12 protein-coding genes are annotated in these 18,441 nt (G+C 64.7%); 6 read left to right on the top strand and 6 right to left on the bottom strand.

Annotated features, from left to right (window positions below; all coding sequences use genetic code 11):
- Positions 1-82 precede the first annotated feature (82 nt).
- Complete coding sequence (locus JJC00_RS05885) at positions 83-1,102, bottom strand: LLM class flavin-dependent oxidoreductase (protein WP_200471782.1); 1,020 nt, start codon at positions 1,100-1,102, stop codon at positions 83-85.
- A 386-nt stretch (positions 1,103-1,488) separates the two neighbouring features.
- Here JJC00_RS05885 and metF point away from each other — a divergent pair, with 386 nt between their 5' ends.
- Positions 1,489-2,415, top strand: a complete 927-nt coding sequence (gene metF, locus JJC00_RS05880) for a methylenetetrahydrofolate reductase [NAD(P)H] (RefSeq protein WP_200471781.1) — start codon at positions 1,489-1,491, stop codon at positions 2,413-2,415.
- Between the two features lie 6 nt (positions 2,416-2,421).
- On the top strand, positions 2,422-6,273 hold the full coding sequence (metH, locus tag JJC00_RS05875) for a methionine synthase (RefSeq protein WP_200471780.1): 3,852 nt from the start codon (positions 2,422-2,424) through the stop codon (positions 6,271-6,273).
- Positions 6,274-6,492: 219 nt separating this feature from the next.
- On the opposite strand, the gene JJC00_RS05870 is transcribed toward metH, so the two are convergent.
- The gene (locus JJC00_RS05870) at positions 6,493-7,122 is read right to left on the bottom strand and encodes a glutathione S-transferase family protein (protein WP_200471779.1); all 630 of its coding nucleotides are present in this window, start codon (positions 7,120-7,122) and stop codon (positions 6,493-6,495) included.
- A 123-nt stretch (positions 7,123-7,245) separates the two neighbouring features.
- On the opposite strand from JJC00_RS05870, the gene JJC00_RS05865 reads away from it, so the two are divergent.
- Positions 7,246-8,226 (top strand): threonine/serine dehydratase, encoded by a 981-nt coding sequence (locus tag JJC00_RS05865; protein ID WP_200471778.1) that lies wholly within the window; start codon positions 7,246-7,248, stop codon positions 8,224-8,226.
- A gap of 128 nt (positions 8,227-8,354) precedes the next feature.
- Here JJC00_RS05865 and JJC00_RS05860 read toward each other — a convergent pair whose 3' ends face one another.
- The 3 genes from JJC00_RS05860 to glpK all read right to left on the bottom strand — a co-directional run bounded on the left by JJC00_RS05860 (position 8,355) and on the right by glpK (position 13,022).
- A complete protein-coding gene (locus JJC00_RS05860; RefSeq protein ID WP_200471777.1) occupies positions 8,355-8,951 on the bottom strand; it encodes a GNAT family N-acetyltransferase in 597 nt (198 codons plus the stop codon).
- A gap of 75 nt (positions 8,952-9,026) precedes the next feature.
- Complete coding sequence (locus JJC00_RS05855; RefSeq protein WP_200471776.1) at positions 9,027-11,474, bottom strand: penicillin acylase family protein; 2,448 nt, start codon at positions 11,472-11,474, stop codon at positions 9,027-9,029.
- 45 nt (positions 11,475-11,519) lie between these two features.
- On the bottom strand, positions 11,520-13,022 hold the full coding sequence (glpK, locus tag JJC00_RS05850; RefSeq protein ID WP_200471775.1) for a glycerol kinase GlpK: 1,503 nt from the start codon (positions 13,020-13,022) through the stop codon (positions 11,520-11,522).
- A 445-nt stretch (positions 13,023-13,467) separates the two neighbouring features.
- Between glpK and JJC00_RS05845 the strand changes: the two genes are divergently transcribed.
- From JJC00_RS05845 to JJC00_RS05835, 3 genes are all read left to right on the top strand, one after another.
- Positions 13,468-14,769, top strand: a complete 1,302-nt coding sequence (locus JJC00_RS05845; RefSeq protein WP_246774251.1) for an IS4 family transposase — start codon at positions 13,468-13,470, stop codon at positions 14,767-14,769.
- A gap of 108 nt (positions 14,770-14,877) precedes the next feature.
- Positions 14,878-16,236, top strand: a complete 1,359-nt coding sequence (locus tag JJC00_RS05840) for an MBOAT family O-acyltransferase (protein ID WP_200471774.1) — start codon at positions 14,878-14,880, stop codon at positions 16,234-16,236.
- Between the two features lie 2 nt (positions 16,237-16,238).
- Entirely contained in the window at positions 16,239-17,120 is an 882-nt protein-coding gene (locus JJC00_RS05835) for a hypothetical protein (protein ID WP_200471773.1), read from the top strand.
- Between the two features lie 163 nt (positions 17,121-17,283).
- Here the strand turns inward: JJC00_RS05835 and pimD are convergent, their stop codons facing one another.
- A complete protein-coding gene (gene pimD, locus JJC00_RS05830) occupies positions 17,284-18,426 on the bottom strand; it encodes a pimeloyl-CoA dehydrogenase small subunit (RefSeq protein ID WP_200471772.1) in 1,143 nt (380 codons plus the stop codon).
- Between the last annotated feature and the right edge of the window lie 15 nt (positions 18,427-18,441).

Below are 18,441 nucleotides of genomic sequence, written 5' to 3'. Positions count from 1 at the left end.
GAGACTCGGGGCTGCGATGGGCCCCGGCTCAGCAGCGCACCGCTGAAGAAGCGCTGCGCTGCGTCCGGGGCACGAGAGCGGGTTAAGCCACCTCTCTTTTCGTCAGCCCAAACGCCTCTGCCAGCAGCGAATACGACTTCTTGCGCGCGTCGTGATCATACACGGCCGTGATCACCATCAACTCGTCCGGCTGGCTCGCATCCATCAGCGGCTGAAGCTTCTTCTGCACCGTCGCCGGATTGCCGACGAACAGACGCGAGCGGTTGCGCGCGATCGAGATGCGCTCGGAATCCGTGCAGGGATAGGCCAGCGCCTCCTCGACGCTCGGCAGCGGCAGATATTGGCCGCGGTCGCGCCGCAGCCGGTTGAGGTCGAAAGACGTGGCGAGCTTTTCGGCCTCCTCGTCCGTGTCGGCCGTGATGACGGCGACCGCGAGAATCGCGTGCGGGCTTGCGCGCCAGGCCGAGGGCTGGAAGCGATCGCGATAGTGCACCATCGCGTCGATCGCATCATGGGACGCGAAATGATGGGCAAAGGCGAAGCCCATGCCGACTTGCGCGGCGAGTTCCGAGGAATAGTCGCTGGAGCCGAGCAGCCAGATCGGCGGCAGCGGGCTGTCGTCGGGCATGGCGACGACGTTATGATAGGGGTGCCCCGACGGGAATTCGCGGGTCTCCCACAGGATCAATTCGTGCAGCCGCTCCAGAAAGTCGTCGCCCTCGCGGCGGTCGAGACGGCTGCGCAGCGCATAGGCCGTGGCGCCGTCAGTGCCGGGGGCGCGGCCGAGGCCGAGATCGATGCGGCCGGGAAACAACGCCTCCAGCATCTTGAAGCGCTCGGCCACCACCAGCGGCGCGTGGTTGGGCAGCATCACGCCGCCGGACCCGACGCGGATATGCTTGGTCACCGCAGCGATCTGCCCGATCATCACGTCGGGCGCGGGGCTCGCCACCGAGGCAAGGTTGTGATGCTCGGCGAGCCAGTAGCGGACATAGCCGAGCCCATCGACATGGCGCGCCAGGTCGATGCTGTTGCGCAACGCCGCAGCGGGCTTTGTGCCTGATGTGACGACGGAGAGGTCGAGGACTGAGAGCGGGATCATGGCGCGCTAACGTAGTGGAGGACCGCGTGGCGGCAATGGGCCGACAGCGCAGGTCTGGCGTGTGCGGGCGCAGAGCGCGGGCGCCAGAGCGCGGCGTTGGGACGAATGCAGGCAATGTAACCCAAAATTTATTCTGCCCACCACCTACCGATCGATCTAGTCCGCCACAAAAATGGATCTATATAATTGATATTGTTATATAACAGATCTCTCTAGATAATTTCCCACTCTCATCATCAGCATCGCAATATTAGACATCTTCCCCCAAAAAGTGGGCGATTTCCCATCTCGGATGGGCTGTCGAGAAACCTGCCTTTGCCCTATCTTAGCCTCTCCAAAGCTAGACCCGGCCGCCGGCAGGCAGGCCTCCTGGAGTGAGTGGTGCCATGACCGATTTGACGACGCCTGCCCACACTGATGGGCAAGACGGGCACCTCGCCACAAAGCGGCCTGCGATCTCCTTCGAGTTCTTTCCGCCCAAGACCGAAGATATGGAGCGGAATCTCTGGGAGACCATCAACCGGCTGGCCCCGCTCGATCCGAAATTCGTCTCGGTGACCTACGGTGCCGGCGGTTCGACCCGCGAACGCACCCATTCGACCATCTCGCGCATCCTGAAAGAGACTGCGCTGCTGCCGGCCGCGCATCTGACCTGCGTCGGCGCCTCGCGCGGCGAGATCGACGAGATCGTCGACCGCTATCACGAAGTCGGCGTCCGCCACATCGTTGGCCTCCGCGGCGATCCCGCCGGCGGCATCGGCACGCCCTATGCGAGCCATCCCGACGGCTATCAAAGCTCGGCCGATCTCGTCGCGGGAATCAAGAAGCGGCACGCCGATATCGAGGTGTCCGTCTCGGCTTACCCGGAGAAGCACCCCGAAGCGCGCGACTTCGACGTCGATATCGATACGCTTAAGGCCAAAGTCGATGCGGGCGCGACGCGCGCGATTACCCAGGTCTTCTTCGACAACGACCTCTACTTCCGTTATCTCGACCGCGTCCGCGCCCGCGGCATCAACATCCCGATCGTGCCGGGCATCATGCCCATGCACAATTTCAAGCAGGCGAGAGCCTTCGTCACCCGCGCCGGCACCACAGTGCCGGACTGGTTCGCCGCGAAATTCGAGGGCCTCGATGACGACGCCGAGACCCGCAAGCTGGTGGCCGCAACCGTCGTGGCCGGCCAGGTGCAGAAGCTCGCCAAGCACGGCGTCGACACCTTCCATTTCTACACCATGAACCGCGCCGATCTCGTGTTCGCGATCAGCCATTTGCTCGGCATTCGCGCCAAGAGCGCGCAGAAGGCGGCCTAAGACACCATGACCGTATCCACCTCGCCCAAGCGAACCGCCCTGATCAACGCCGCGCGCGAGCGTATTCTCGTGCTCGACGGCGCCATGGGCACGATGATCCAGAACCTCCAGTTCGACGAGGCCGCTTTTCGCGGCGAGCGCTTCAAGAATTTCCATCGTGACCTGCGTGGCAACAACGATCTCCTGATCCTGACCCAGCCGCAGGCGATCGAGGATATTCACGCCGCTTACCTCCGCGCCGGCGCCGATATCGTCGCGACCAACACCTTCTCGACCACCTCGATCGCGCAGGCCGATTACGATCTCACCGACATCGTCTACGAGATGGCGCGCGAAGGCGCCCGCCTCGCCGGCAATGCTGCCAAGCGCGTTGCAGCCGAGGACGGCAAGCCGCGCTTCGTCGCCGGCGCCATCGGCCCCACCAACCGCACCGCCTCGATCTCCCCCGACGTGTCCAATCCCGGCTACCGCGCCGTCACCTTCGACGACTTACGCAAATCCTATGGCGAGCAGATCCGCGGCCTGATCGACGGCGGCGTCGACCTTCTCTTGGTCGAGACGATTTTTGATACGCTGAACGCCAAGGCCGCGCTCTATGCGATCGCCGAGATTACCGAGGAGCTCGGCATCGACATGCCGGTGATGGTGTCGGGCACCATCACCGACAAATCCGGCCGCCTGCTCTCGGGCCAGATGCCGGAAGCGTTCTGGAATTCGGTGCGGCACGCCAAGCCCGTCACCATCGGCTTCAACTGCGCGCTCGGCGCAGAAGACCTGCGCGCGCACATCGCCGACATCGGCCGCGTCGCCGACACGCTTGTTTGTGCTTACCCCAACGCCGGCCTGCCCAACGAATTCGGCCAGTATGACGAGACGCCGGAATACATGGCGCGCCTGGTCGGCGAGTTCGCCCGCGACGGTCTCGTCAACATCGTCGGCGGCTGCTGCGGCACCACGCCGGATCATATCGCGGCGATCGCCGCGGCGGTTGCCCCGCACAAGCCGCGCATCGTGCCGGAGATCGCGCCGAAGCTGCGGCTCTCCGGCCTCGAGCCGTTTGTGCTGACGGATGCGATTCCCTTCGTGAATATCGGCGAGCGTACCAACGTTACGGGCTCGGCGCGCTTCCGCAAGCTGATCACCAATGGCGACTACACCGCCGCGCTGCAGGTCGCGCGCGACCAGGTCGAGAACGGCGCGCAGATCATCGACGTCAACATGGACGAGGGGCTTCTGGATTCGGAAGCCGCGATGGTGACCTTCCTCAACCTCGTCGCCGCCGAACCCGACATCGCCCGCGTGCCCGTGATGGTCGACTCGTCAAAGTTCTCGGTGATCGAAGCCGGCCTGAAATGCGTGCAGGGCAAGCCGGTCGTCAATTCGATCTCGATGAAGGAAGGCGAAGAGAAATTCATCCACGAAGCCAAGATCGCCCGCCGTCATGGTGCCGCTGTCGTGGTGATGGCGTTCGACGAGGTCGGCCAGGCCGACACGTTCGCGCGCAAGACCGATATCTGCAAGCGCGCCTACGACATCCTGGTCAACCGCGTCGGCTTCCCGCCGGAAGACATCATCTTCGATCCGAATATTTTCGCGATCGCGACCGGCATCGAGGAGCACAACAATTACGGCGTCGACTTCATCGAGGCGACGCGCTGGATCCGCAAAAACCTGCCGGGCGCGCACATCTCGGGCGGCGTCTCCAATCTGTCGTTCTCGTTCCGCGGCAACGAGCCGGTGCGCGAGGCCATGCACTCGGTGTTCCTGTATCACGCCATCAAGGCCGGCATGGACATGGGCATCGTCAATGCCGGTCAGATGATCGTCTATGACGACATCGATCCCGAGCTGCGCCAGGTGTGCGAGGACGTCATCCTCAACCGCGACGCCGGCGCGTCCGAACGGCTGCTGGCGCTCGCGGAGAAATTCCGCGGCAACAAGACCCAGACCAAGGAAGCCGATCTCGCCTGGCGCGAATGGCCGGTGGCGAAGCGGTTGTCGCATTCGCTGGTCCATGGCATCACCGAGTTCATCGAGCAGGACACCGAAGAAGCCCGCAAGGCCTCCTCGCGCCCGCTCGACGTGATCGAGGGCCCGTTGATGGCCGGCATGAACGTGGTCGGCGACCTCTTCGGCGACGGCAAGATGTTCCTCCCACAGGTCGTGAAGTCCGCCCGCGTCATGAAGCAGGCGGTGGCCTGGCTGATGCCGTTCATGGAGGAAGAGAAGGCTCGCAACCTCGCCAATGGCATCGGAACCGAGGGCTCCTCGTCCGCCGGCAAGATCGTGCTTGCGACGGTGAAGGGCGACGTCCACGACATCGGCAAGAACATCGTCGGCATCGTGCTCCAGTGCAACAATTACGAGGTGATCGATCTCGGCGTGATGGTGCCGGCGTCCAAGATCGTCGAGACGGTGAAGGCGGAGAAGGCGGACATCGTCGGCCTGTCCGGCCTGATCACGCCTTCGCTCGACGAGATGGCATTCTTCGCCGGCGAGCTGCAGCGCGAAGGGCTGAAGCTGCCGCTGCTGATCGGCGGCGCCACCACAAGCCGCGTGCATACGGCGGTGAAGATCGACCCGAGCTATCGCGCCGGCCCGGTCGTCCATGTCAACGATGCCAGCCGTGCCGTCGGCGTGGCGTCCTCGCTGCTCTCGCCGGAGAAGCGCGAGGCCTATGCAGCCGAGGTGCGCGCCGAATACGCCAAGATCTCGGACGCGCATCTGCGCGCGCAGGCCGACAAGAAGCGGCTAAAGCTGGCCGACGCCCGCAAGAACCGCGTGCCGGTCGACTTCGCCGCCAACAAGCCGGTGAAGCCGACCTTCCTCGGCACCAGGAGCTTCGACGAATACGATCTGGCCGAGCTCGTGCCCTATATCGACTGGACGCCGTTCTTCCAGACCTGGGAGCTCGCCGGCCGCTTCCCCGCGATTCTCGAGGACGCCAAGGTCGGCGAGGTCGCGCGCTCGCTCTATGCCGACGCACGCAAGATGCTCGACCTGATCGTCAGGGAAAAATGGTTCCGGGCACGCGCCACCGTCGGCTTCTGGCCGGCCAATGCGGATGGCGACGACATCGTGCTCTATGCCGATGAGAGCCGCACCAGGAGCATCGCGACGCTGCACACGCTCCGCCAACAGCTCGAGAAGCGCGAGGGCCGCTTCAACGCGGCGCTCGCCGACTTCATCGCGCCCGCGGGCGTGCCTGACTATGTCGGCGGCTTCGTGGTCACCGCCGGCATCGGCGAGGACGTGGTCGCCGACCGCTTCAGAAGCGCCAACGACGACTACTCCTCGATCCTGTGCAAGGCTCTGGCCGACCGCCTGGCCGAAGCGTTCGCCGAGCGCATGCATGCCCGCGTGCGCCGCGAGTTCTGGGCCTATGCGCCGGACGAGGCGCTTTCACATGACGACCTGATCCTCGAAAAGTATCAGGGCATCCGCCCCGCGCCCGGCTATCCCGCGCAGCCTGATCACACCGAGAAGGCGACGCTGTTCGAGCTGCTCGACGCGGAAGCCACCGCCGGCGTGAAGCTGACGGAGAGCTTTGCGATGTGGCCGGGCTCGTCGGTCTCCGGGCTCTATTTCGCGAACCCCGAGAGCTATTATTTCGGCGTCGGCAAGATCGAGCGCGACCAGGTCGAGGACTACGCCGCGCGCAAGGGCATGAGTGTGGCCGAGACTGAGCGCTGGCTCGCACCGGTACTGAACTACATCCCGTCGCGAGAGGACGCCGACAAGGCCTTTGCGGCAACGCCCGCGAATGACGAGACGTCGAAGGACCTCGCCTCGCATCCGCCGGGCTGCACCTGCGCGGTGCATCTGGTCTGGCAGAAGAAGCGCGCCGGGGCAGGGTAGGCGCCCGCGGACTCAAAAAGCGAAAACAACCCCATGCACAGTAGGGATGGGGTTGAAAAACCTGAATAATTTCTGTTTTACAGAAAAATGCTTGCTCCGTCGGGCAAAACACCTGTATCAATGCATGGTCGGGTGCCACGCCTGACACTCTCGGGCCTCGCCCATCAAGCAACTCTCGTCCCCACGCGCGGTCCCGATCCTCCCCTGGAGGGGCAGGCCTCACCCCTTCGGCGGCGCTAGTGGCTGCACGATCTCCTTGAACGGCGCCAGCGCCTCGCAGCGTTCGGCGTGGGCTGCGAGCGCTGGATAGCGCGCCGTGTCGAATAGTTGCGGATGCGCCTCGCGGGTGAAGCGGGTGACACAAGCGACCGCGATGTCGGCGTGGCCGATGCGGTCGCCGAGCCAATACGGCGTTGCCACCTTGGCGCGCTCGGCTTCCAGCACGGCGAGCACGTCGCCGATCTGCGCCTGGCAGCGCTCGACCCAGAGCGCAAGCTGCTCCTTCCGCAGCACGCGCTCGTAGAGCAGGCTGACCGCCTTGTCGCCGAGGCCGGAGGCCAGCGCGCAGATGCGCAGGTGCTTCCGCCGATCAACGCCGGTTCGCGGCAGCATCGCCTTGTCTGCGCCGACGAGTTCGTCGAGATAATCCAGGATGATCGTGCTCTCGATCAACGCCTCGCCGTCATCCAGCACCAGGGTCGGCACCCGGCGCAGCGGATTGTACGGCGCTATTCTGTCGGCATCGCCGAAGGTCGACCACGGCTTGTGCTCGAAGGCGAGCCCGTAGAGCCGCAGCGCAATCGCGACGCGGCGGACGAAGGGGGAATCATATTGGCCGATCAGGAACATGGCTCTCGCTCTTCTCTGGCGTTGGACAAGACAGGGCCGACCAGTTTCCACGATGAGATCGTAGCCGCGCAAGGACAATCCTGGACATGGAGCATTGCGCCGAATGCAACGGCGCTCGCGACAATGTCTCCCGGATGCGCTATCAAGGACGGCATCATCACAGCGACATCAGACATCAATCGGGAGCGGATCGCGGCGACCGAGGCCGTCATCCGTCCGCACATCAGGCGCACGCCGCTGGTCCAGGCCGATCTCGCCGACTTCGGCCTGCCGCCGGCGCCCGTCACGTTCAAGCTCGAAATGCTGCAGCATTCCGGATCGTTCAAGGCGCGGGGTGCGTTTGCCAATCTGCTGCTGCGGCAGGTGCCGCAAGCCGGCGTCGTCGCCGCATCCGGCGGCAATCACGGCGCGGCGGTCGCCTATGCGGCGCAGCGGCTCGGGATTCCCGCCACGATTTTCGTTCCTGACATCACCTCGCCCGCCAAGGCCGAGCGGATCAGGGGTTGTGGCGCCGAGCTCGTGATCGCGGGCAACCGCTACGCCGATGCGCTTGCGGCCAGCGAAGCGCATGTCGCGAGGACCGGCGCGATGGCCGTTCACGCCTACGACCAGATCGAAACCCTGCTCGGCCAGGGCAGCGTCGGACTGGAGCTGGAGCAGGACGCCCCTGACATCGACACGCTGTTGGTGGCTGTGGGCGGCGGCGGACTGATCGGCGGCATCGCGGCGTGGACCGCCGGCAGAACCCGCATCGTAGCCATCGAACCCGAACTCTCGCCAACCCTGCACAGCGCGTTCGAAGCAGGCGCCCCGGTCGACGCACCGGCCAGCGGCCTCGCCGCCGACAGCCTCGCACCGCGGCGCGTCGGAGAATTGATGTTTCCGATCGCGCGCGCCCATGTCGACCGGGTCGTCCTCGTCAGCGACGACGCGATCCGGCAGGCGCAGGCCGCGCTGTGGTCGCGCCTGCGTCTCGTCGCCGAGCCCGGCGGCGCAGCGGCTTTCGCTGCGTTGCTCTCCGGCCGCTATCGTCCGTCGGCAGGCGAACGTATCGCGGTGCTGATCTGCGGGGCGAATACGACGGCGGTGAATTTTGATAACTAGCGGTGGGGCATTGCTCACACTCCGTCATTGCGAGCGAAGCGAAGCAATCCAGAATCTTTCCGAGGAGGCAGCCTGGATTGCTTCGTCGCAAGAGCTCCTCGCAATGACGATGCGGAAGCAGCCGCGCGCTAATCAATGATCGGCACATGCCGCGCCGCCGTGCGGGGTGCCGTGCCGTCGAGGCGCGGATCGTCCGCCACCTCGATCTGCCGGCGGAACGGACGAAAGCCTGAGCGCTGATAGAATGCGACTGCTGATGGATGATCGAAGGTGCAGGTATGCACCCAGACGCGGTGCACGTCGTCGCGTGACCAAGCGCGCTCCAGCGCGCGGTTCATCAGGAAGCGGGCGGCGCCCGTGCCGATCAGGCTGGCGGTGACGCCGAAATAGACCAACTCGCACTGGCCGGGTTCGCGGAAGTCCAGCTCGAGCAGGCCTTCGTCGCGACCGTCCACGACCAGTGCGTAGACCTCGATGCCTGCGGCGCGGATGATCGCGGCGAGCTCGGTGTCGCTCATGCGCGCCCGCGAGAACCACAGCCAGTCCTCGCCGACACGGCGGAAGAGATCGCGGTACCAGTCGAGCGGAGGCGCATCGGCCTTGCGCAGAGTCCACGTGCCGGGTGGATCGACGCGAGCAGCGGGGCGTGCGGTCATTTCGAGATGGGTGACGACGGCGGCGATCTTGCCGGCGGGGATGTCGGAATAACCGTCGGGGAGGATCATGGGGCTGGCTCGTTCAGTTGGGCCAATGCGGTGCTCCGTTCCCTCCCCTGGGGGAGGGAACGGAGAGAGCACCACTCACCTTGGCGTCAGTGTGATCGCTTCCGCAGTCGCAGCCTCCACCGCCGAGAGGCTGTAGAGCAGCGGCACATACTGACCCGTCGCCCAGAGCGGGGCGAGGTCGCGGTAGTGGCCGCTGAAGGGATCGCCGGATTGGCCGGGCGTGTTGATGGTGCGGCTGGCATCCCAATTGCCGACGTCGAGCACCATGCGGAACGAGGCGCCCGAGAAAAGCCGATAGTCCGCGCGGCGATAGGTGGCGGCGCGCGGCACGTTGGCGGCGCCGCCATAGGCGAGCGGGCCGACCGACAATTGCGCCGCGGTTGCCTTGTCGGCGAGCGGCATCAGCGCGTGATCGAATTTGGCGACATGCAGGCGGCCCCAGCGCCAAGTGGAGGGATCAGGACCGAGCTTGCTCGCGACATCGGCCACGGCCGCACCCAGGCTGTCGCGCAAAATCCGGTCGCGCGCGGCTGCGGGATCGGCGCCGAAGGACGCATCTGGCGATTCCACCGCGGCGACGAGCCCCGAAATGCTGGAGGCCTCGGGCGCGATCAGGTCGACGGCCTTGGGCGCCGTGGTCTTCAGCAACACCGGGCCGAGATGATTGGCGATCCACACCTCGAACACGGCGGCCGCAGCACTATCGGCGGCGTCGCGTGCGTCCCATGGCTTGAGCAGATCGAGGCCCTGCTTCACATGAGCGTCGTCGGATGTGAGCGGCTGCAACAGCTTGACCAGCCGGCGCCCGAGCATCGCGGTGTCGTCGTTCTGCAGATCCATGGCGTCGGCGAGCGTCACCTTGGTGTTCGCCGCAAGCACTTCGGTGATGCGCTGCCAGCGTGCGCTGTCGGCCCATTCGAAGCCGACCTTGCGTTCGGCGACCGGATAATCGGCCGGCAGGTTCATCTGATTTGCGGTGGCGAGAAAGCCCTGCTTGGGCTGATAGGCTTTCGGCAGCTCGTCGAGCGACAGGAATCCCTGCCATTCATAGCGACCGTCGCCAGGCACCGGCATCAGGCCGTCATAGCCAACGCGGCGCGGCGTCTTGCCGGCGGCGACCCAGCCGATATTGCCCTTGGTGTCGGCATAGACCTGGTTCTCCGACGGCGCGCCCCAGCGCCGCATGGCGCCGAGGAAGCCGTTCCAGTCCTTCGCGGTCATGTAATCCGACGAGCCGAAATAGGCCGACGTGCCGGGCTCGAACCAGATCGAGCGCACCGCGAAGGCGCGGTTGTTGGCGTCGTCGACGAGGATCACGGGTCCGTGGCGGGTGAATTTCAGCTCGAGGTCGCGATTCCCTTCGCCCTTCACCTGCTCGGTCTCGTGGACGATGCGCATGTCCTCCCAGCCGTTGCCGTAGCGATACTGGTTGGGATTTTGCGGATTGAGCTCGTAGACGTAGAGGTCTTCCTGGTCGACATTGAAGATGGTGAGGCCGAAGGCGATGGTGCCGTTGTGGCCGATCGAGATGCCGGGCAGCGCCGGTTCGCCGGCGCCGATCACGGAGATACCGGGCGCATTGAGCCCGACGATATAGCGCAGCGAGGGCACGCTGTGCTCGCGATGCGGATCGTTGGCGAGGATCGGACGGCCCGTCGCGGTGCGCGAGGCCGCGATCACCCAATTGTTGGAGCCGATGGTGTCGCGCTGCTGGTCGGCCTCGGTGAGAAACTTGTCGGGATCGTGCGCGAGTGCGGCCTTCTGGTCCTTTGGCGCGGCAAAGGCCACCGGGCGCGTCGCGAGATCATAGGGCGCGAGCACGGCCTTGGGCACGCTGCAGGGATCGAGTCCATCCGGGATTTTCGTGGTCCAGGCCGGCTCGAGCTTCACGCGAAACCGATCGGCATCGAGGCCGGCGGCGCAGGCAACCAGCGAGCGCTTCACTTCAGAAGCGACGTTGCGCGTCAGGCCGTGGCTGCGGATGCGGACGACGTCGTCCGCGGTCCAGGGATCCGGCATGGTGCCGGCGATCCTGAACTCGATCGGCAGCGGCCGCTTGCCTGCGCGCACGTCGGCGACGTAGGCATTGACGCCGGCGACGAAGGCGTCCGCATAGGTCTTCGCCTTGGGGCCGTAGGCCGCCCACTCCGCGTTCATGTCGCCGCGATAGAGAAATAGCCGCAGCGCCTTGTCCTGCTCGGCATAGGCCGGGCCGAAATCCCTGGCGAGCAGGCCGAGTCCCCGCTTGCGCCAGAGATCGATTTGCCAGAGCCGGTCGCGCGCGGCGTTGAAGCCTTGCAGGAAGAACAGGTCGTGCTCGTTGCCGGCATAGATGTGCGGGATGCCCCAAACATCGACCAGGATCTGGGCGGTGGCGTTGAGACCGGCGACATCTGTTTTGGTTTGCCGCGCGCTGCCGAGCGGGTTCAGCTTGTCGCGCGCGATGGCTGGCGAGGTGAGCAGCGCGGCAGAGATCGCCGCGGTGCAGAGCTTTTGGATGACCCGGTTGAGATCCGTGTTCATTGTTGGTCCTCTCTTTGTTGTTGATTGGGGCGCGATACGCGCCCGCTATTCCCCTTCGTCGCTTGCCAGCACACCCTTCACCGCGCGGGCCCAGCCGGCGAGCTTCCGGTCGCGCGTGGCCTGGCTCATGTTGGGCTTGAAGCGGTGCTCGAGGCGCCAGTTGTCGGCGAATTTCGTCGGCTCGGGATAGACGCCGGCGTTGAGGCCGGCGAGATAGGCCGCACCCAGCGCCGTGGTCTCCTGGATCACGGGACGGTCGACCGGCGCGTCGAGGAGATCGGCGAGGCGCTGCATGGTCCAGTCCGATGCGGTCATGCCGCCGTCGACGCGCAGCACGACGCTTGCGATTTCCGAGCTCGGCCAGTCCGCGCGCATCGCGGCCCAGAGATCGAACGTCTGGTAGCAGACGCTTTCGAGTGCGGCGTGGGCGAGCTCGGCAGGCCCCGTGTTGCGGGTAAGGCCGAACAGCGCGCCGCGGACGCGGGGATTCCAGTAGGGCGCGCCCATGCCGACGAAGGCCGGCACCAGATAGACGCTCTGCATGGAGTCTGACTGATCAGCAAGAGGTCCGGTTTCAGCGGCGTGCTTGATGATGCCGAGGCCGTCGCGCAGCCATTGCACCGCTGAGCCTGCGACGAAGATCGAGCCTTCGAGCGCGTAGGTGCGTTTGCCGTCGAGCTGGTAGGCGATGGTGGTGAGCAGCTTGTTCTTCGACACCACAGGCGTGGAGCCGGTGTTGAGCAGCGCAAAACAACCGGTGCCATAGGTCGACTTCATCATGCCCGGGCGGAAACAGGCTTGCCCGATGGTCGCGGCCTGCTGGTCGCCGGCGATGCCGGAGATCGCGATTGCGCCGCCGAACAGGTCCGGCGTGCTCTCGCCGAAACGGGCGGAGGAATCCTTCACCTCGGGCAGCATCGAGCGCGGCACGCCGATGATCTCGAGCAGCTCGTCGTCCCACTGGCCGGTGTGGATGTTGAACAGCAGCGTGCGCGAGGCGTTGGTGGCATCGGTGGCGTGCACCTTGCCGCCGGTGAGGCGCCAGAGCAGATAGCAATCGACCGTGCCGAACATCAGCTCGCCGCGGGCGGCACGCGCGCGCGCGCCGGGGACATGGTCGAGGATCCAGGCGACCTTGGTGCCGGAGAAATAGGGATCGATGATCAGGCCGGTCTTCTGCGAGATGGTGGGCTCACGTCCCTCGTGCTTGAGCTTCGCGCAGATGTCGGCAGTGCGGCGGTCCTGCCAGACGATGGCGCGGTGCACGGCCTGCCCGGTGGCGCGATCCCACACCACGGTGGTCTCGCGCTGGTTGGTGATGCCGATCGCAGCGATGTCCTTGGCGGTGATGCCCGCCTTCTCGATCGCCTCGCGGCAGACCGTCACGGTCGAGGTCCAGATGTCCTCCGGCTCGTGTTCCACCCAGCCCGAGGCCGGAAAATGCTGCGGAAACTCCTGCTGCGCGCGCGCGGCAATCGAGATGTCGCCACGAAACACGATCGCGCGCGAAGAGGTGGTGCCCTGGTCGATGGCGAGGACGAAAGACATGGAGGCTTACCTTGGCGTTTTCTTGGCGTAGTCTCAGCGTTTCCCCGGTGACGGGTCATTGTGTCGCGCCAAAAGGAGCGGATTAGGGCGGCAAGGTCAAGGTGGGACGCGGGCGCGCCGCCCCTTCCTTCTCCCCTTGCTTGTGGGAGAAGGTGGCGCGAAGCGCCGGATGAGGGGTTCTGTCCGTGCCTTCGCTAAAAGTTGGACACGCGGATAGAACCCCTCACCCGTCTCGCCGCTATGCGGCGAGCCACCCTCTCCCACAGGGCTAGCGTGAGCACACATCTTTCCGCGATTTATCAAGCATTTGGGACTTGAGCGGAGGGAATCCGATGTGATTCTTTATCTGCTGTCGCGATTCTCACGAGAAGGCGGTGGCGGAGATGAATCTTGGGCATTTTGGCGACGCGCGTCTTAAAAAAACGGCGCGCGGCTGTTGCAGCGCGTGTCGGATCGGCAGACGATCTGCCTGCGTCAACTTGGCGACACGCGTGCCGAGCAAGTCGCATTCCGCCGGTTTGTGCTGAACGATCGGGTCACAGTCTCGAAGATGGTGCTGCATCAGAGAGCACGGGTAGCCGAGGCCAGCGCCGATCGTCATGTGCTGGTGATCCAAGATACCAGCGAAATCAATTATGAGAGCCAGCGCGAACGCAAACGCGGCCTTGGCACCGTCGGCAATGGCCGCGATGTCGGGTTGTTCGTGCATCCGATGCTGGCGGTAGACGCCGAGCATGGACATTGTCTCGGTCTGCTTGACGTCCAGGTCTGGCGGCGCTTGAAGGCCAAGAGCAAGGATTATCGCAAGCAGCCGATCGAGGAAAAGGAGTCCTACCGCTGGCTCAAGGGTCCTCAACGCGCCAAGGCGGCGCTGGGCAAGGCCGTCCGGGTCACGGTGATCGATGACCGCGAAGGCGACATCTACGAGAAATGGGCTCGTCTGCCGGACCGGCGCACCGAGCTTCTGACGCGCGCCTGCCGCGACCGCGCGATGGTCGATGGCGGGACGTTGTTTGCAGCCATGGCGGAACTGCCCGAAAGGCACAGCTACTCGCTTGATCTGCCGGCGCGGCCTGGCAAAAAGCGTCAGGCGCGGCAGGCCCGCCTGACCGTGCGCTTCGGGCGCGTCCGAATCCGCCGCCCGCAATCCTGCTCCGACCGGGATGCCCCGGAGGAGATCGAATTGTCCGCCATCGAGGTCATCGAGCGCGATCCGCCCGCCAAGGAAACGCCGGTCCACTGGCGCTTGCTGACCACCCATGCCGTCGATACCGCCGCACAGGCGCTGACTGTCATAGGCTGGTATCGGCAGCGCTGGCACATCGAGCAGCTGTTCCGGACCGTGAAGAGCCAGGGACTGAAGATCGAAGAGAGCGTCGCCGAAGACGGTGAGGCTCTGGAAAAACTCGCCGTCATCGCATTGATTGGCGCAACGACCAGCATGCAACTCGTGCTCGCACGTGCCGCTCCCCACCATGACCAGCCCGCCAGTCACGTCTTCGACGACAGACAGATCGAAGTCCTCGAAGCGCTCCAGGACAAACTCCAAGGTCGCACGATCAAGCAGCAGAACCCATATCCGCCCCAAAGCCTTGCCTGGGCCGCCTGGACGATCGCTCGCCTCGGCGGATGGACAGGTTATGAAAGCGAGCGATCCACAGGGCCAATTACAATGTCCCACGGCCTCACACGCTTCAATGCCATTGCCGAAGGATACTTCCTCGACCAAGATGTGTGCTCACGCTAGCCCACAGGGAGACCCACAGGGAGAGAGGGGAAGAAAGCAGACTCGGCCGCAAGACTAGGACGGCGGGAGCGAAGATGCTACATGCCGGACCGCGCAATCCGGGGCGGCATGACATTCACTTCCCTTCAGTTCGGCATCTTCGTTGCGGTGGTGTTCGGCGCCTATTATCTGCCGCCGTTGCGCCGCTTCCAGGTTCAGCTGCTGGTGCTTGCAAGCCTGGTGTTCTATGGCTCCGGCCAGCCGGCCCTGCTGCCGCTGCTGCTGCTCGCCGTGCTCGGGACCTATCTCTGCCTGGTGCTGGCGTTCGACAACCGCGCGGTCTGGATGCCGGCCGGCATCGTCTTCAATCTCGCGCTGCTGGCGTTCTTCAAATACAAGCTGCTGTTCATCGACTTGGGCACGGTTCACCCGACCGGCGTCACGCCGCTGGATGTGCTGCTGCGGCTGCCGCTGCCGATCGGCATCTCGTTTTTCGTGTTCCACAATATCAGCCTGCTGGTCGACCTGACGCGGGAGAAGCAGCCGCCACGCTTGCGCGACGTATTCCTCTACATCATCTTCTTCCCGCAGCTGGTGTCCGGGCCGATCACCCGCGCGGGCCAGTTCATGCCGCAGATCGCGCCCAAACGCCTCGCCGACGTCGATCTCGTCGAGGCCGCCAAATGGGTTTTGACCGGCTTCTTCTTCAAGCTCTACGTCGCGAACAATCTCAACGAGATGACGTCCTATATGGACTATCCGCTCTACGAGACGGTGGCGACGCCGGACCGCTGGCTGCTCGTGTTCCTGTACAGCTATCAGATCTATGCCGACTTCTTCGGCTATTCGGCGATCGCGCTCGGCCTCGCCCTGCTGTTCGGCTACCGCCTGCCCGTCAACTTCAACCTGCCCTACATCTCGGTCTCGTTCTCCGAGTTCTGGACCCGCTGGCACATCTCGTTGTCCACCTGGCTCAGGACCTATCTCTACATCCCGCTCGGCGGCAACAGGAAGGGGCCGGCCCGGACCTGCCTCAATCTGATGATCGTGATGACGCTCGGCGGGCTCTGGCATGGCGCGAGCCTGAGCTACGCGTTGTGGGGCATGCTGCACGGCCTGCTGCTGGTCGTTGAGCGCCCGTTTCTGAAACTTCTCGGCGAGGCCGGGCCTGTGGTGCGGGTCGTCCGCATGGGCGTGGTGTTTTTCTGCGTGACGATGCTGTGGATCTTCTTCAAGCTGCCGAACTTCGATCACGCGCTCGGCTATCTCTCAGGCATGTTTTTGCCGGCCGACAACCCCAACCCGACAAAGCTGTTCCGCAACATGGCGCTGCTCTACGCCCTGCCCGTCCTGATCCAGCATCTCGGCATCGGTGCGCTCCTCGCGGGCAGATTGCGGCGATGGGAGCCGTATCTCTATGGCGCGCTGGCGGCGATGGCCTGGCTCGAGGCGGGACCTGACGCCGCCTTCATCTATTTCCAGTTCTGACCATGCAGAAAATCTCGATGCTCTCGTGGCTGATCAAATGCGCGGGCGTCGCGGCGGTGATGCTGCTGGCCTGCTATACGGTCAACGCAAGGCTCGGCCTGGCTCTGCAGCAGCCAGCCGTCACCACCCGTGACGGCAGCCTCGTCACCCTCAACCGCTATGTGCGGGAGCCGACACCGGACATCGTGCTGGTCGGCAGTTCCGTCATGTGGCGCCTCAAGGAGGAGTATTTCTCGCGTCCCCAAGTCCGCAACCTGGCTCTGGCCGGAGGCTCGCCAGTGACCAGCCTGAATATCCTCGCAGAGCGGCGAAGCCTGCCGAAGATCATCCTTATCGAGACAAACGTTCTCACGCGCGCGCCGGACACCGCGCTGATCGAGAAGTTTTCAGGCGGCGTGGGCGCAGAAACGCTGTTTCTGCGTCCGATACGCGCGGCAACCGCAGCGTATGAGACCTGGAATCACGCCACGCCCGATCCTGCGCAGGCGCGAGCACAGCAGGATCGCCTGCTCAGCGAGCCACCCAGCACATTCGACAACAAGGTCTATCTCGACCGTGCAGTGGAACAGATGAACGTGGAAGACCCGACCAAGCCGACGCGCACAAATGTCGCTCTTATCAAGACGCTCATCGAAGACCTGCAGCGGCGCGGCACGCGTGCCCTCCTGATCCACATCCCATTCGCGCCGGAGATCGAGGAATCTCGTTTCGTCCGGACGACCAAGGAGATCGTCGACCAAGCCTTCCCGGATCGCGGGCGTTGGCTGCCGATCAAGCCGCCGATGAGCGGACTGCGCTGGGCTGACGGCGTGCATCTCGACGAACGATCGGCCCTGCTCGTCGTGCGCGCGATCGAAAGCGCGCTGGCCGCGCGCGGCCAGTAGCGCGGAGAGTAGCGCCTGGAGTTCCCTCGTTCGGTGTCATCGCCCGGCTTGACCGGGCGATCCAGGACTCCGCGGCGGATGTTGCGTGAACGAACTGCCGCCGCGGAGTACTGGATACCCCGGTCAAGCCTGGGCATGACAGTCGTCGTGGGGTCAGATCAACCTAGATCAACCCACCCGCGTCCGCGACGCGGCGCTGGTGGTAGTCGGTGTCGCCAAAGGTGTTCTCGATCATGGTCAGGCGCTTGAAGTAGTGGCCGATCTTCGCCTCCATGGTCATGCCGATGCCGCCGTGGAGCTGGATCGACTGCTGGCCGACGAACTTCAGCGACTTGCCGATCTGCACCTTGGCGGCGGCGATGGCGTTGGAGCGCTCCTTGGCGTCCGTGAAGTCGCTCGCCATGGTCGCGAACATCGACATCGAGCGGGCCTGCTCGGCCGCGACGAACATGTCGGAGGCGCGATGCTGCAGCGACTGGAACGAACCGATCGCGACGCCGAATTGCTTGCGCGTCTTGATGTACTCGACTGTGGTCTTGAGCGATTCATCCATCAGGCCGACCGCCTCGGCGCAAAGCGCGACGCGGGCTTCGTCGACCACACGCTCGATCAGCGCGAGCGAGTCATCGGGGTCGCCGATCGCCGCGTCCGCGCCCACCTCGACACCGGTGAAGGTGATGTCGGCAGCGTGCAGGCCGTCCTGCGTCGGGTACGACTTCTTCGTCACGCCCTTGGCATTCGTCGGCACCAGTAACACGCCGATGCCGGTCGTATCGCGGCGGGTGCCCTTGGTGCGGGCGGTGACGATCAGGGTATCGGCGTTCTCGCCGTTGAGCACGACGAATTTTTCGCCGTCGATCACCCAGCCGTCGCCCTTCTGCTTCGCGGTCGTGGCGACGTCGAACAGATCGTAGCGCGAGTTCTTCTCGAGCTGGGCAAAGGCGAGCGTCTTGCTGCCGTCGACGATCCCTGGCACATGCGCGGCCTTCTGCGCATCGGTAGCTGCATGGCGCAGGAAGCCGCCGCCGACTACGACGGTTGGGAGATAAGGCTCGAGCACCAGTGCCTTGCCGAGCGCTTCCATCACGATCATGGTCTCGACGCCGCCGCCGCCGAAGCCGCCATCGGCCTCGCTGAAGGGCAGGCCAAGCAGGCCCTGCTCGGCGAGCTTGAGCCAGACGGCTTTGCTCCAGCCGCCCTTCTCCTTCATGTACTTCTTGCGGCTCTCGAAATCGTAGCAATCGGTCAGCAGGCCGTCGATGCTGTCCTTCAGGAGCCGCTGCTCCTCGGTCAAATCAAAATCCATGGTTCTCTCCAAATC

It is taken from the genome of Bradyrhizobium diazoefficiens (assembly GCF_016616885.1).
Taxonomy (GTDB): domain Bacteria; phylum Pseudomonadota; class Alphaproteobacteria; order Rhizobiales; family Xanthobacteraceae; genus Bradyrhizobium; species Bradyrhizobium diazoefficiens_F.
Note: the sequence above shows the minus strand (reverse complement) of the source record. Positions and strands in the feature narration are given on the sequence as shown.

Excerpts from the sequence above, each read along its gene's own strand:
- JJC00_RS05885 (WP_200471782.1), bottom strand. The coding sequence starts at position 1,102 with ATGATCCCGCTCTCAGTCCTCGACCTCTCCGTCGTCACATCAGGCACA.
- metF (WP_200471781.1), top strand. The coding sequence starts at position 1,489 with ATGACCGATTTGACGACGCCTGCCCACACTGATGGGCAAGACGGGCAC.
- metH (WP_200471780.1), top strand. The coding sequence starts at position 2,422 with ATGACCGTATCCACCTCGCCCAAGCGAACCGCCCTGATCAACGCCGCG.
- JJC00_RS05870 (WP_200471779.1), bottom strand. The coding sequence starts at position 7,122 with ATGTTCCTGATCGGCCAATATGATTCCCCCTTCGTCCGCCGCGTCGCG.
- JJC00_RS05865 (WP_200471778.1), top strand. The coding sequence starts at position 7,246 with ATGTCTCCCGGATGCGCTATCAAGGACGGCATCATCACAGCGACATCA.
- JJC00_RS05860 (WP_200471777.1), bottom strand. The coding sequence starts at position 8,951 with ATGATCCTCCCCGACGGTTATTCCGACATCCCCGCCGGCAAGATCGCC.
- JJC00_RS05855 (WP_200471776.1), bottom strand. The coding sequence starts at position 11,474 with ATGAACACGGATCTCAACCGGGTCATCCAAAAGCTCTGCACCGCGGCG.
- glpK (WP_200471775.1), bottom strand. The coding sequence starts at position 13,022 with ATGTCTTTCGTCCTCGCCATCGACCAGGGCACCACCTCTTCGCGCGCG.
- JJC00_RS05840 (WP_200471774.1), top strand. The coding sequence starts at position 14,878 with ATGACATTCACTTCCCTTCAGTTCGGCATCTTCGTTGCGGTGGTGTTC.
- JJC00_RS05835 (WP_200471773.1), top strand. The coding sequence starts at position 16,239 with ATGCAGAAAATCTCGATGCTCTCGTGGCTGATCAAATGCGCGGGCGTC.
- pimD (WP_200471772.1), bottom strand. The coding sequence starts at position 18,426 with ATGGATTTTGATTTGACCGAGGAGCAGCGGCTCCTGAAGGACAGCATC.